Raw genomic sequence first — 13469 nt, 5'->3', positions numbered from 1 at the left:
TTCGACTGCGCTCAGCCCGAACGGAGGGTGGGCACGATGCCCTACTTCGCGATGCCCATCGACTTGAGCCGGTTCACCAGTTCGTCGACGTCGGCCACCTTCACGCCCGCGGTGCGCTTGGCGGGTTCGGCGACCTTCAGCGTCTTCACGCGCGCGGTGACGTCGACGCCGTAATCGGCCGCGGTCTTCTGCGCGAGCGGCTTCGACTTCGCCTTCATGATGTTGGGCAGGCTGGCGTAGCGCGGCTCGTTGAGGCGCAGGTCCGTCGTCACGATCGCGGGCAGCCTGAACGTGTCCGTTTCGAGCCCGCCGTCCACCTCGCGCGTCACCTTCGCGCTATCGGCGGAGAGCTCCACCTTGGACGCGAACGTGCCCTGGCCCCAGCCGAGCAGCCCGGCGAGCATCTGCCCGGTCTGGTTGTTGTCGTCGTCGATCGCCTGCTTGCCCAGGATCACCAGGCTCGGCTGCTCCTCCTCGACGATCTTCGCCAGGATCTTGGCGACGCCGAGCGGCTCCACCTTCTCCTCCGCGGTCACCAGGATCGCGCGGTCGGCGCCCATCGCGAGCGCGGTGCGCAGAGTCTCCTGCGCCTTCGCCTCGCCGATCGAGACGGCGACGATCTCCGTGACCGTGCCCTTTTCCTTCAGCCGGATCGCCTCCTCGACCGCGATCTCGTCGAATGGATTCATGCTCATCTTGACGTTGGCGAGATCGACCCCGCTGCCGTCCGCCTTCACGCGGGGCTTCACGTTATAGTCAAGCACGCGCTTGACCGGGACCAAAACCTTCATCGAGGGTCCTTCCTCTCGTTCGTCCTTGCAGGATCGCGTTTGCCGGTTCCCATGGCGGGAAGCCGTGCTTTTCGCAAGTGCGGTATGCCGTGCCCGCGATGCCGTAACGTCCGGCGGGCGCGCCGGGTGCAAAGAAAAGGGGCCCGCGCGGCGATGCGTGCAGGCCCCCTTGCGAATCAGTCGATGCCGTCGCGGGTCATGCCGCCTTCTGCACCTCCGCCACGATCTTCTTCGCCGCGTCGCCCAGGTCGTTGGCGGGGACGATGGCGAGGCCCGATCCGGCCAGGATCTCCTTGCCCTTGTCCACGTTCGTGCCCTCCAGCCGGACGACCAGCGGCACGGACAGGTTCACTTCCTTCGCCGCGGCGACGATGCCCTCGGCGATGATGTCGCACTTCATGATTCCGCCGAAGATGTTGACGAGGATGCCCTTCACGTTCGGGTCGGCGAGGATGATCTTGAACGCCGCCGTCACCTTCTCCTTCGACGCGCCGCCGCCGACGTCGAGGAAGTTGGCGGGGAACATGCCATTCAGCTTGATGATGTCCATCGTCGCCATGGCGAGGCCCGCGCCGTTCACCATGCAGCCGATGTCGCCGTCCAGCTTGATGTACGCCAGGTCGTACTTCGACGCCTCCAGCTCGGCGGGATCCTCTTCGGTCTCGTCGCGCAGCTCGGCCAGGTCCTTGTGGCGGAACATGGCGTTGCCGTCGAAGCCGACCTTGGCGTCGAGCACCATCAGCTTCTGGTCCTCGGTGATCGCCAGCGGGTTGATCTCGATCTGCGAGGCGTCGGTGCCGAGAAAGGCGTCGTAGACCTTTGAGGCCAGGCTCTGCGCCTGCTTGGCGAGATCACCGGTCAGGCCGAGCGCGTTGGCGACGGCGCGGCCGTGGTGCGGCTGGAACCCGGTGGCGGGGTCGACCGAGAAGGTGTGGATCTTCTCCGGCGTGTCGTGCGCGACGGTCTCGATGTCCATGCCGCCCTCGGTCGAGACGACGAAGGCGACGCGCCCGGTCGCGCGATCGACCAGCAGCGCGAGGTAGAATTCCTTCGCGATGTCGACGCCGTCGGTGACGTACAGACGGTTCACCTGCTTGCCCGCGTCGCCGGTCTGGATCGTCACCAGCGTGTTGCCGAGCATCTCCTGCGCGGCGGTGCGCACCTCGTCCTCGGTGCGGGCGAGGCGCACGCCGCCCTTCGCCTCGGGCGGCAGCTCCTTGAACTTGCCCTTGCCGCGGCCGCCGGCGTGGATCTGCGCCTTCACGACGTAGAGCGGGCCGGGCAGCTTCTTCGACGCGTCGACCGCCTCGTCCACGCTCAACGCGGCGAAGCCGGCGGGGACGGGGACGCCGAACTTGGCCAGCAGCTCCTTGGCCTGATATTCGTGGATGTTCATCGCAGCGGGTCCTCTCGATCGGACGGCGGAAAGATCGCCGTCGCTTAAGCACAGGCCGCCCGATGAATCCACCCCGCGTTTTCATGTAAGGATAACGGTTCGCAGTAGCATTATTCGTCGTCATGCCGGAATCGCTGCCGTGGGCAAGCCACGGGTGCCGGAGGGAAGAGGCCGGACGCCGCACTTTCCCCGTTGCCAATCTGTTCGCGACGTCACACCTGTCCCCCGTGCCGCAATCCTTTCCCTACCCCGCGCTGCACGCCAGCCACGCCGGCATCTGGATCGCGCACGGCGGGGAGACGCGCGCGGTGTCGCGGGGCGAAGCGATCCGCATCGCGGCGGATACGCCGGTGGTGATGATGAACGCGCCGCTGGTGGGCCAGAGGCTGGGCTATGCCGAGCTGTCGGGTCTCGACGTGCTGGAGCTGTTCGCCTTCCTGCACCCGGCGCGCTTCATGGTGCCGACCCCCAAGGGGCTGGCCGCCGCCGCCGGGCTCGCCGTGCCCGCCGACGACGCCGCCATTCCCGCCTTCCTGCTGGCGGCGACGGCGCGGCTGCTGGCGGTGGCGGAAAGCGACTGGCCGGAGCGCGAGGGCGCGTGGAGCGGGGCGCAGGCGCTGGCACGGCTGCGCTGGCCCTGGGCGCCGCTGCTGCGGATCGCCAAGCCCGGGCGCAACGAGCGCTGGCTGTTCGCGCGCCTGCCCGAGTGGGAGGAGGCCGCCCCCCGCCCTACGCCGCGCAGCGTCACGCTGGCCGACGCCGACGTGCTCGCCCGGCTCGACCGGCTGACCGGCGCGGGGGCCGAGCCGCGCGCGGGCCAGCGCGCCTATGCCGAGGCGGCCGCCGCCGCCTTCGCCCCGCGCATGGGACGCGACGCGCCGAACCTGATGCTGGCGGAGGCGGGCACGGGAATCGGCAAGACGCTGGGCTATCTCGCCCCCGCCAGCCTGTGGGCGGAGCGTGCGGGCGGCGCGGTGTGGATTTCCACCTATACCAAGGCGCTGCAACGCCAGCTGGGACACGAGACGCGGCGGCTGCATCCCGACGCGGCGGAGCGGCGCGCCCGCGTGGTGACGCGCAAGGGGCGCGAGAACTATCTGTGCCTGCTCAACCTGGAGGACGCGTTGCAGGGCGGGTTCGCGGGCCGTGCCGCGATCCTGGCGCATCTGGTCGCACGCTGGGCGGCCTATACCGCGGACGGCGACATGGTGGGCGGGGACCTGCCCGGCTGGCTGACCACCTTGTTCCGCCGCAACGGCTCCGCCGCGCTGACCGACCGGCGCGGCGAGTGCGTCTACGCGGGCTGCCCGCACTATCGCAAATGCTTCATCGAGCGCGCGGCGCGGGCCAGCGCGGAGGCGGACATCGTGATCGCCAACCACGCGCTCGTCATGGTGAACGCCGCGCGCGGGCGCGAGCTGTCGACGCGGCCCACCCGCTACGTCTTCGACGAGGGGCACCACCTGTTCGACGCCGCCGACGCGATGTTCGGCACCGCGCTGACCGGACAGGAGACGATCGAGCTGCGCCGCTGGATCGTCGGGCCGGAGGGCGGATCGCGCGGGCGGCGGCGCGGATTGCAGGCGCGGCTGTCCGACCTCGCCAGCTACGACGAGCAGGGCGGTGTCGCGATCGGCGAGATCGTCGCCGCGGCGCAGGCGCTGGCGAGCGACGGGTGGCTCGCGCGGCTGGCGGAGAACCAGCCGTTCGGCGCGGTGGAGCAGCTGCTGGCGGCGGTGCGCGGCCTCGTCTTCGCCCGCGCCGAGCAGGAGGCGGACGCCGGCTACGGGCTGGAGACAGAGCTGGCCGAACCCTCGCCCGATCTGGTCGAGGCGGCGGCGGCGTGTGCGCAGGGGCTCGATCGGCTGCTGCGCCCGATGGTCGCCTTGGGCAAGCGGATGGAGGCGGTGCTGGCGGACGCGCCCGACTGGCTCGACGCGCCCGCGCGCGCCCGCGTCGAGGGCGCCATCGCGTCGCTGGGCTGGCGCGCGGAGACGGTGGCGGCGTGGCTGTCGCTGCTGGCGCGGATCGGCGGCCCGGCGGATCCCGCCTTCGTCGACTGGCTGGCGGTGGACCGGATCGAGGGGCGCGAGATCGACGCCGGGCTGCACCGGCGCTGGCTGGATCCGACCAAGCCTTTCGCGGAGATCGTGCTGAAGCCCGCGCACGGCGCGCTCGTCACCTCCGCCACGCTGACTGGTGGCGGCGACTGGTCCACCGCAGAGGCGCGCGTGGGCGCGCCGCACCTGGCCCGCGCGCCTGACCGGTTCGCCGTCGACAGCCCGTTCGACTATGCCGCCTCCGCCGAGGTGCTGATCGTGACCGACGTGAAGCGCGGCGACGTGCCCGCGCTGGCCAACGCCTACGCCCGGCTGGTCGAGGCGGCGGGGGGCGGCGTCCTCGGCCTGTTCACCGCGATCCGCCGGCTGCGCGCGGTGCACGCGCGCGTCGCCGACCGGCTGGCGCGCGCGGGCCTGCCGCTGCACGCGCAGCACGTCGACCCGGTCGATACCGGCACGCTGGTCGACATCTTCCGCGACGATCCGCACGCTAGCCTGTTCGGCACCGACGCGCTGCGCGACGGCGTCGACGTGCCGGGCGATTCGCTGCGGCTGGTCGCGATGGAGGGGGTGCCCTGGCCCAAGCCCAACGTGCTCCACGCCGCGCGGCGGCTGGCGGGCGGCGGCAGCGCCTTCGACGACCGTATCGTGCGCGCGCGGCTGGCGCAGGCGTTCGGACGGCTGGTGCGGCGCGAAGGCGATGGCGGCACCTTCGTGCTGTTGTCCGCGGCCATGCCCTCTCGCCTGCTCGACGCCTTTCCCGCAGGGGTGCCGATCGCGCGCGTGCCGCTGGAGGAAGCGGCGGCGCGCATCGCCGCGCGCATGGCGGGGCGAACGGCCCGCCAAATGGCTGGGCAGGGAACGGCGGGCATCGCGGGCATTGCCGCGGCGCGCGCGCTCCCCTACGCAGCAGGCCCCGCCCTTCCTGACGAGGATCAACCCCGGTGAAGACGCTGACGCTGCTGCGCCATGCCAAATCGGGGTGGGACGATCCCGTCGCTCGCGATTTCGACCGGCCGCTCAACGCCAAGGGGCGGCGCGCCGCCGCGCTGATGGGGCGCCACCTGCGCGGCCTGTCGCTGGCGTTCGACCATGTCGTCGCGTCCCCCGCGGTACGCGTCATGGAGACGGTGGCGGAGGTGGAGGGCGGCTACGGCCGCGCGCTGGCGCCGGCGTGGGACAAGCGCGCCTATCTCGCCAGCAGCGCGATGCTGCTCGACCTGGTGCGCGAGACCGACGCGGCGCATGCCTCGCTGCTGCTCGTCGGGCACAATCCGGGGCTGGAGGAACTGGTGCTGGATCTGGTGCCCGACCTGCCCGGCGGATTGCGCGACAGCGTGGAGGAGAAATATCCGACCGCCACGCTGGCGCAGATGACGTTCGACGTGGCGCGCTGGGCGGACGTGGCGCCCGGCGGCGCGACGCTGGTCCGCTTCGTGCGCCCGCGCGACCTGGACGCGACACTGGGGCCCGACGAGGACTGACGCCGCGCGCTACCCGGCGCCGCAGCGCACCTGCGCCTTGCCGGTCGAGCGCACCGCGCATCTCGCGCGGCCCGTGACGGTCACTCGCCCCTCGGCCGGCCCGGCGACGACCTGCGCGGCGAAGCGGGCGGCGGCGCGGATCTCGCCCGCGCCGACCAGCGAGACGCTCGCCTCGTCCGCCACCAGCGCGGCGGCGTCGACCGCGCCATCGCCGTTCAGCGTCAGTCGCGCGCGTGCGGCGCGCCCTGCCAGCGTCGCGCCGCCGCCGCCGACGATCGTCGCCGCCAGCAGCCGTGTCTCCACCGCCGCCACCGCCACCTCGCCGCCGCCGGTCGCCGCCACGTCGACCCGGTCGCCGTCGAGCCGCGCCACCGTCACCCGCCCCGTTCCCTGGTGCGTCACCGCCGCCAGCCGCGGCGTGGCCAGTGCGACGCGCACGGGCGCGAGCGTCGCATCCGCGGCGGCGAGGCCCGCGGGCGGCGCCCCCGCCAGCCGCACCACCAGTGTCATGCCCTCGCGCACGATCGACAGCCGCGTCAGCGTCGCGCGATCCCCGGCCGCGCGCGCGGTGGGGCTGCCGCGCGTCACGTCGACGTCGATCGGGCCTTCCACGCGCAGCCGGTCGAACGATGCGACCGGCCACGTCCGCTCCTCCGCCGCCGTCGGCACCGCCGTGACGACGACGGCGAGCGCGATCAGCCGCCGCACTTCACCTCGCCGGAGCCCATGTCCTTCGAGTCGCAGCGCGCGCCCGGACCCAGGTCGACGTCGCCCGAGCCCATCGCCCGCACGGTAGCCGGCCCGTTCACCGTCGCGCGCACGCTGCCCGATCCGGCGACCTTGACCTGCGCCTGCGACGCGGTGAGGTCCTTCGCCTTCACGTCCCCCGACCCCGCGATCGAGACGTTCAGCGACCGCGCGGTGCCGGCCACCGCGATGTCGCCCGACCCGGCGATGGCGAAGGAGGCGGCGTCCACGTCCACCTGCGCGAAGGTGATGTTGCCCGATCCGGCGATCTTGGCCTCAAGCTTCTCGCCCTGCGCGCGGTCGATCGCGATGTCGCCCGATCCCGCCAGGTTGGCGCCGCGCAGCGCCGGCATGGTGACGAAGACGCGCGCGTTGCCCGAAGAGAGGAAACCCGAGCCGCGCCGCCCGATCTTCAGCGCGTCGCCGTCACGCTCGATCTTCAACCGCTCCAGCACCGATTCGTCGCCCTCCGCGCGGACGGAGAAGGCGGGGCCGACGCGCACGTCCACCGCGTCGCTGCCCGCCGCCAGGATGCGCGTGAAGCCCGACGCGGCGTAGCTGCGCGCGTTGCCGCTGCCGGTGCCGACGATGCCCTCGCCCTCATCTCCGCCGTTGCCGCACGCTGCCAGCGGCAGCAGCGCGGCGATCAGGAACTTGCGCATCGGGCATCCTCCCCCTGTGTATTGTTTCAGCAATACACGCTGGACGCGGTCGAATCAACCGCCGCAGCGTACCCGGCCGCTGCCCATCCGGGTGACGCGGCAGCGCGCCTGCGGCCCCAGGTCGACGCCGCCGCTGCCCACCAGCGAGACGGTGGCGGTGCCGTCCACGGTGGCACGCACGCTGCCCGATCCCGCCGCGGAAACGGTGGCGGTGGTGGCGCGCAGCTCGGGCGCGACGACCTTGCCCGACCCGCCGAGATTGACGTCGAGCGACCGCGCGGTGCCCGCGGCGGCCAGTTCGCCCGATCCCCCGATGGAGAATGTGGCCTGCCCGACGGCCAGCTTCCGCAAGGCGATCGTTCCGCTGCCGCCCAGCGCGGCGGCGAAGCGGTCGCCCGTCACCTCGTCCACCGCCACCCGGCCGGAGCCGCCCAGCGCCACCTCCGCCAGCCGGGGCATCGTCACCTCGATGCGCACGCGGCGGTCGGCGTCGGACACCTTCCGCTCGCGCCAGCGCGGTCCGATCTCCAGCCGTCCGCGCTCCACCACGACGCGCACATTCTCCAGCGCGGCGGCCGGACCGGTGACGCGGAGCGACCAGGACGGCCCGACGCGGACCTGCGCCGTCCCCGGCGTTCCGAACGACACGCGATCGAAGTCGCGGACGGTGTAGAGGGACGCGTCGCCCTGCCGCTGCGGCACGAGGCCGGGTCCGTGGTCGCCGGCGGCGGGGGTGGCGACCAGCACGAGGGGCAGCGGCAGGAAGGAAAGAAGGCGCATCGTCACTCTCCGAACGGGGACGATGCGCCTTCTAGCGCGTTCGATTACAGTTGTAAACAGATGCTCAGGCGGGCACCTTGTCCTTGTTGTAGATCGCGGCGGCCTTGCGCAGGATATCCAGGATCTTCTCCTGCGCGGCGGGCTCGTCGATCTGCTCCATCGCGGCCAGCTCGCGCGCCAGGCGGCTGGTCGCCCCTTCGAAGATCTGGCGCTCGGAATAGCTCTGCTCAGGTTGGTCGTCGGCACGGAACAGGTCGCGCACCACCTCCGCGATCGAGACGAGGTCGCCCGAGTTGATCTTGGCCTCATATTCCTGCGCGCGGCGCGACCACATGGTGCGCTTCACCTTGGGCTTGCCCTTCAGCGTCTCCATCGCCTCACGCATGGTCTTGTCGCTGGACAGCTTGCGCATGCCGACCGACTCGGCCTTGTTCGTGGGCACGCGCAGCGTCATGCGCTCCTTCTCGAAGCGCAGCACGTACAGCTCCAGCTGCATGCCCGCGATTTCCTGTTTCTGCAGCTCGATGACCCGGCCCACGCCGTGCTTGGGATAAACGACATAATCACCGACATCGAAATGCAGAGCCTTGGCAGCCATGGGTGGCCTTTCCGTTCAGATCATCCCCGCGATCGAAGACCCGGCGCCACGACGCGCAGGATCGGTTCGGCGGGGAAAGGGGTTCTAAGACGTCTCCGGGCCGACGGAACGAAGCTCGATCCTGTCGGTGGGCGGGCAATAACACGACGGTAACAAAATTACCAGCCCATGTTGGACAGGAACGCTGTCTCACCCCCGTGCGGTGAAGCTATCCTGCCGGCCGAGAAACGCGCGCAGCACCGCCAGCGTCTCGTCGGGCCGATCCTCGAACAGCGCGTGGCCCGAACCGGGAATCACGGCCAGTTCCGCGGCCATTGCCGCCGCGGCGAAGGCAGCGACGGTGGCGGGGCGCGCCTCGTCGTACTGCCCGGTGACGAACAGCGCGCGGGCGCCGTCCAGCCGGCGCAGCAGCGGCGTGCCGTCATAGGCGCGCAGCGTGCCCGTCGCGGTGAACTCGGTCGGCCCCCACATCGCGCGGTACATCGCCGGATTGCCGCGGATGCGTCGGGCGCGGGCATAGGCCGCGGTCACCGGATTGCCCTGCGTGCGCACCATGTGACGCGCGTAGAAGGCGTCCTGCGCCACGGTACAACGGTCGGGCGAGGGCGGAGCCGGCCGCTCGCACGCCGACAGCGTCGCCTGAACGTCGGCGGGCAGACGCGCGCGCCAGGCGTCGGTGTCGGCGATCCACGCCCGCGTCGAGACCAGCGGGCTGCCGAGCACCAGCCCGGCGAGTGCCGCCGGCCGTCGCGCGCCATATTCCAGCGCGAGCGTGCCGCCCCAGCTGAACCCGCCCATGTGCCAGCGCGCGATGCCCAGTGCGCGGCGCATCGCCTCCAGCTCGTCGGTGAAGCGGGCCACCGTCCACAACCGCGGATCGTCGGGCCGGTCGGACAGGCCGGTGCCGAGCTGGTCGTAGAGGATCACCGCCCGCTCGTCGGCGAGCGGCAAGGCTTCGAGATTGTGGAGGTGCGTGCCGCCGGGGCCGCCGTGCGCCAGGATGAGCGGCAACCGCGGCGCCGACAGATGGCCGTTCACGCGGACGTAGACGCGCCCGCCCTCCACCGGCACCATCGCCTCGCGGGTGGGCGGCGGAACGGCGGCCAGGCCCTTGGCGCGGGCCGCCGCGGCGAGCGGTACGGCCGCCGCGGCGACCAGCAGGTCGCGGCGGTTCGGACTGTTCCGGCGTATCCCGCGCCGCGCTCTCCCGCCGATCGTCACCGCGCCTACCCCGTTCGTGCCGAGCCTGGCCGGGGAGTGCCGCAAAACGCGACCTTCGACCGGTCAGGCCGGACGGGATCGCGCGCCGCGCCGCGGCCAAGCCGCGTCGTCGTTCCCCGGCGGTGCCAAGGCGGGCCGGGCCTGGGCGCCTCGCCCGCAGCGGCGCTGCCGGCGTGCGCCCTGCGCCTCAATCCCCCGCGCCGGGCTCGGGCGTGAAATACTTGTCGTACTTGCCCTCTTCGCCCTTGTGCTCGTCGGCGTCGGCGGGGGTCTGGTCCGCCTTTCGCGTCACGTTGGGCCATTGTGCGGAGAAGGTGTTGTTCAGCTCCAGCCACTGCTCCAGCCCGCTCTCCGTGTCGGGCAGGATCGCCTCGGCGGGGCATTCCGGCTCGCACACGCCGCAGTCGATGCACTCGCTGGGGTTGATGACCAGCATCGTCTCCCCTTCGTAGAAGCAGTCGACCGGACACACTTCCACGCAGTCCATGTACTTGCAGCGGATGCAGGCATCGGTGACGACGTAGGTCATGGCGGGAACTGCCCTGTTGTGCGAACGAACGGCACGGCTGCTATGCCTGCCGCACAGGGGCGTCAACCTGTCGGGCCCTGATGCGAGACGTTCTCACCCCGCTTCCTCACGATCCGGCGACCAGTTCCTGGTAGCAGCCCTGCGCCTCGGGCGCCGGGCCGCGGCGGTGCGGCAGCGCCTCGACGCGCAGCACGCGGACGCGGCCCGCCTGCGCGAAGGTCAGCACGTTGCCCACGCGAACCGGCGCGTGCGCGCGATCGATCGCGCGCCCATCGAGCCGCAGCCGCCCCTCCACCGCCAGCGCCTGCGCCGCGCTGCGCGTCTTGGCCAGCCGCGCGTACCACAGGAAGACGTCCAGCCGCATTGCGTCGGCGGCCACGCTCACGGGCGGACCAGCCCGGCCAGCGCGGCGAAGGCGCCGGTGGGTGCCGCCGGCGCAGGCCGGGGCCGGGCACGCCCGCGCCAGGCATAGCCCTCCCCCGCGGGACGGAAGCCCAGTTCCGCCATCAGCCGCGCGATCGTGCCCGGCTCCAGCCCCATCGAGACGGCGAGCGCGGGGTCGGGCACGAACGCCTGCCGCCCTTCGCGCGCGTCGTGCGCGGCGCGTGCGATCCGCTCCACCAGATCGACGCGGATCGCCTGGGCGCCGAGCGGACGAAAGCCCATCAGCGGCACCGCGCCGGGCGCGCCGCGCGGCAGCGTGGTGGCGCCGGCGGGCGGCGCGGGCGGCGCGACGCCGTTGGCCGCCGCCAGCAGCGCGCGCCGCCACGCCTGCGCACCCGGCTTCAGCAGCCGCGCGTCGAACAGGTCGAGCGCGCCGATCGTGATCCGCCGCTGCCGCAGCCATCGCCGCGCCTCCGGCGTCAGGTCGGCCAGCGCGGCAACCAGCGGCGTGCGCGCTGCGACCCCCGCCCCCGCCTCCAGCGCCCCCGCCACGCTGCGCAGCGCCGGCCCCGCCGCCGCCGCGCGGGTTGCCTCGGACAGTGCCGCCAGCGAGGGGAGAGCGCGCGCGATCGCGTCCGCCACCCAGCGCCGCAGCCGCGCCGCCACGCTCTCGCGCAGCGCGGGATCGAGGCAGTCGAGCGCAGCGTCCAGCACCACCGTGGGCCGCGCCAGCGACGGCCCACGCGCCAGCCGCGCCACCGCCAGCCCGTCCCATGCGAGCGCGCCGTCCTCGCCCAGCGCAAGAGTCTCGTCCGCCGCGGCGACCAGCGCCTGCCCGCGCCGCCGCCGCTCGCCCGCCAGCCTTTTTTCCGCCGCGGCGAGCAGGCGGCGCTTGTCCGTGGCGCGGGCCTCCGCCGCGACGCTGAAGCGGAAGCCGTCGAGGCGGCCGATCGGATGCCCCTCGATCGTCACCTCGCCCCCGGCATCGATCTCCACCGGCAGCTCGCCCGCGCCGGCGCCGATCGTCTTCATCAGCGCGCTGGTCCGCTTGTCGACGAAGCGCTGCGTCAGGCTGGCGTGGAGCGCCTCCGACAATCGCTCCTCCACCGCCAGCGTGCGCGCCGCCCAGTGCGCGGGATCGGCAAGCCAGTCGGGGCGCTGCGCGATGTATGCCCACTTGCGGATCGCCGCGATGCGCCCCGCGATCGTCTCCACGTCGCCGTCCACCTTGTCGAGCCGCGCGACCTCGTCGGCGAACCATTGGTGCGGCACGTGGCCCTCCGCGAGGTAGCCGAACACGCGCGAGACGAAGCGCGCGTGCGGATCGACGCCCAGCTTCTCGAAATCGGGAACGCCGCAGGCGGACCACAGCCGGTCGACCTGCCCCTTCGCCCGCGCGCGTACCTGCGCGTCCTCGGCCAGCCGCTTCAGCACCTTCAGGTCCAGCGCTTCGGGCGCGGGGCGCAGCCGCTCGTGGTCGGGCCGGCGCGTCAGCGATGCGACCAGCGCGTCGAGCGTCGACAGGTCGGGCGCGCCGTCGCGCCAGAACAGGGTCTCCAGCGGCGGGAAGCGATGCCCCTCGATCGCCGCCACCTCCTCCGCGTCGAAGGCATCCGGTCCTTCCTCGGTCAGCGCGCCGAAGGTCCCGTCGCGCTGGTGCCGCCCGGCGCGCCCCGCGATCTGCGCCATTTCCGCCACCGTCAGCCGACGGCGGCGCTGGCCGTCGAACTTGGAGAGGCCGGCAAAGGCGACGTGGCCGACGTCCAGGTTCAGCCCCATGCCGATCGCGTCGGTGGCGACCAGATAGTCGACCTCGCCCGCCTGGAACATCGCCACCTGCGCGTTGCGGGTGCGCGGGCTGAGCGAGCCCATCACCACCGCCGCTCCGCCGCGCAGTCGCCGGAGCATCTCCGCGGTGGCGTACACCTCCTCGGCGGAAAAGGCGACGATGGCGGAGCGGCGCGGCAGGCGCGAGAGCTTCTTCGCGCCGACGTAGGAGAGCGTGGAGAAGCGCGGCCGCTCGACGATCTCCACCTTGGGCACCAGCGCGCGGACGACGCCGCGCAAGGCATCGGAGCCGAGGATCATCGTCTCCTCGCGCCCGCGGGCGTGGAGCAGCCGGTCGGTGAAGACGTGGCCGCGCTCCCGGTCGGCGCCGAGCTGCGCCTCGTCCAGCGCGACGAAGGCGAAGTCCCGGTGCAGCGGCATGCTCTCCGCGGTGCACAGGAACCAGCGCGCGTCCCTGGGCACGATGCGTTCCTCGCCCGTGACGAGCGCCACGCGCTCCTTGCCCTTGATCGCGACGACCCGGTCATAGACCTCGCGCGCCAGCAGGCGCAGCGGGAAGCCGATCATCCCGCTGGAATGCGCGCACATCCGCTCGATCGCGAGATGGGTCTTGCCCGTGTTGGTGGGACCCAACACCGCCGTGACCCGCGCCGTGTCCTGTGCGCCCATGGTGGGGGCAACATCGGGGCGGGGACGCGGGTTTGCAATGCGGTTTTCGGAAGAAGGGGTGCTCACACGAAGGCACGAAGACACGAAGGAAAAGGAGAAGGTGGGTTCGCGCGGGGGGTGCGGAGACGCGGATTGATGCTGGGCGGACGAGACCCGAGCCGCCACCGGCGGCTCATGACATGGCCGGCGTGGGGCGATCCTGTCTCGCTGGCGCGAGACGCCGCCTGCGGCAAAGTTCCGCGCCTCCGCGTGACGCCCTTCTTCCTTCGTGTCTTCGTGCCCTTGTGTAAGCCCCCTCTTCACCCCACCGCGCGCGGCAAACGCCCCACCGCAGCGGGAATCGCGCAACCCCGCGGTTAA

The 13469-nt window shown here is 72.4% G+C and carries 12 protein-coding genes; 2 read left to right on the top strand and 10 right to left on the bottom strand.

What is annotated here, in order from left to right:
* Positions 1-41 precede the first annotated feature (41 nt).
* Entirely contained in the window at positions 42-791 is a 750-nt protein-coding gene (locus HBH26_RS14100; RefSeq protein WP_168135267.1) for an electron transfer flavoprotein subunit beta/FixA family protein, read from the bottom strand.
* Positions 792-987: 196 nt separating this feature from the next.
* Complete coding sequence (gene sucC, locus HBH26_RS14095; protein ID WP_168135266.1) at positions 988-2187, bottom strand: ADP-forming succinate--CoA ligase subunit beta; 1200 nt, start codon at positions 2185-2187, stop codon at positions 988-990.
* 227 nt (positions 2188-2414) lie between these two features.
* On the opposite strand from sucC, the gene HBH26_RS14090 reads away from it, so the two are divergent.
* Positions 2415-5195, top strand: a complete 2781-nt coding sequence (locus tag HBH26_RS14090; RefSeq protein ID WP_338057386.1) for an ATP-dependent DNA helicase — start codon at positions 2415-2417, stop codon at positions 5193-5195.
* Entirely contained in the window at positions 5192-5731 is a 540-nt protein-coding gene (locus HBH26_RS14085; protein WP_168135264.1) for a histidine phosphatase family protein, read from the top strand. Before HBH26_RS14090 ends, HBH26_RS14085 begins: the two co-directional genes overlap by 4 nt.
* A gap of 9 nt (positions 5732-5740) precedes the next feature.
* On the opposite strand, the gene HBH26_RS14080 is transcribed toward HBH26_RS14085, so the two are convergent.
* The 8 genes from HBH26_RS14080 to HBH26_RS14045 all read right to left on the bottom strand — a co-directional run bounded on the left by HBH26_RS14080 (position 5741) and on the right by HBH26_RS14045 (position 13109).
* Positions 5741-6439: a GIN domain-containing protein gene (locus HBH26_RS14080; RefSeq protein ID WP_168135263.1), complete on the bottom strand. Its 699-nt coding sequence runs from the start codon at positions 6437-6439 to the stop codon at positions 5741-5743.
* Positions 6427-7140: a head GIN domain-containing protein gene (locus HBH26_RS14075; RefSeq protein WP_168135262.1), complete on the bottom strand. Its 714-nt coding sequence runs from the start codon at positions 7138-7140 to the stop codon at positions 6427-6429. The genes HBH26_RS14080 and HBH26_RS14075 overlap by 13 nt, the downstream gene beginning before the upstream one ends.
* A 54-nt stretch (positions 7141-7194) precedes the next feature.
* The gene (locus HBH26_RS14070) at positions 7195-7920 is read right to left on the bottom strand and encodes a head GIN domain-containing protein (RefSeq protein WP_168135261.1); all 726 of its coding nucleotides are present in this window, start codon (positions 7918-7920) and stop codon (positions 7195-7197) included.
* A 64-nt stretch (positions 7921-7984) separates the two neighbouring features.
* Positions 7985-8518 carry a CarD family transcriptional regulator gene (locus HBH26_RS14065; protein ID WP_168135260.1) on the bottom strand — a complete coding sequence of 178 codons (534 nt, stop codon included), beginning with the start codon at positions 8516-8518 and terminating at the stop codon, positions 7985-7987.
* 189 nt (positions 8519-8707) lie between these two features.
* The gene (locus HBH26_RS14060; RefSeq protein WP_338057385.1) at positions 8708-9739 is read right to left on the bottom strand and encodes an alpha/beta fold hydrolase; all 1032 of its coding nucleotides are present in this window, start codon (positions 9737-9739) and stop codon (positions 8708-8710) included.
* 187 nt (positions 9740-9926) lie between these two features.
* Positions 9927-10268, bottom strand: a complete 342-nt coding sequence (gene fdxA, locus HBH26_RS14055) for a ferredoxin FdxA (protein WP_168135259.1) — start codon at positions 10266-10268, stop codon at positions 9927-9929.
* A gap of 106 nt (positions 10269-10374) precedes the next feature.
* Positions 10375-10632 carry an RNA-binding S4 domain-containing protein gene (locus tag HBH26_RS14050; RefSeq protein ID WP_168135340.1) on the bottom strand — a complete coding sequence of 86 codons (258 nt, stop codon included), beginning with the start codon at positions 10630-10632 and terminating at the stop codon, positions 10375-10377.
* A 17-nt stretch (positions 10633-10649) separates the two neighbouring features.
* Positions 10650-13109, bottom strand: a complete 2460-nt coding sequence (locus HBH26_RS14045; protein ID WP_168135258.1) for a helicase-related protein — start codon at positions 13107-13109, stop codon at positions 10650-10652.
* Between the last annotated feature and the right edge of the window lie 360 nt (positions 13110-13469).

This window comes from Sphingomonas corticis, from assembly GCF_012035195.1.
In the GTDB taxonomy this organism is placed as follows: domain Bacteria; phylum Pseudomonadota; class Alphaproteobacteria; order Sphingomonadales; family Sphingomonadaceae; genus Sphingomonas; species Sphingomonas corticis.
Note: the sequence above shows the minus strand (reverse complement) of the source record. Positions and strands in the feature narration are given on the sequence as shown.

Bases quoted from the DNA above. Each gene is read 5' to 3' on its own strand.
- HBH26_RS14100 (WP_168135267.1), bottom strand. From the start codon at position 791: ATGAAGGTTTTGGTCCCGGTCAAGCGCGTGCTTGACTATAACGTGAAG.
- sucC (WP_168135266.1), bottom strand. From the start codon at position 2,187: ATGAACATCCACGAATATCAGGCCAAGGAGCTGCTGGCCAAGTTCGGC.
- HBH26_RS14075 (WP_168135262.1), bottom strand. From the start codon at position 7,140: ATGCGCAAGTTCCTGATCGCCGCGCTGCTGCCGCTGGCAGCGTGCGGC.
- HBH26_RS14070 (WP_168135261.1), bottom strand. From the start codon at position 7,920: ATGCGCCTTCTTTCCTTCCTGCCGCTGCCCCTCGTGCTGGTCGCCACC.
- HBH26_RS14065 (WP_168135260.1), bottom strand. From the start codon at position 8,518: ATGGCTGCCAAGGCTCTGCATTTCGATGTCGGTGATTATGTCGTTTAT.
- fdxA (WP_168135259.1), bottom strand. From the start codon at position 10,268: ATGACCTACGTCGTCACCGATGCCTGCATCCGCTGCAAGTACATGGAC.
- HBH26_RS14050 (WP_168135340.1), bottom strand. From the start codon at position 10,632: ATGCGGCTGGACGTCTTCCTGTGGTACGCGCGGCTGGCCAAGACGCGC.
- HBH26_RS14045 (WP_168135258.1), bottom strand. From the start codon at position 13,109: ATGGGCGCACAGGACACGGCGCGGGTCACGGCGGTGTTGGGTCCCACC.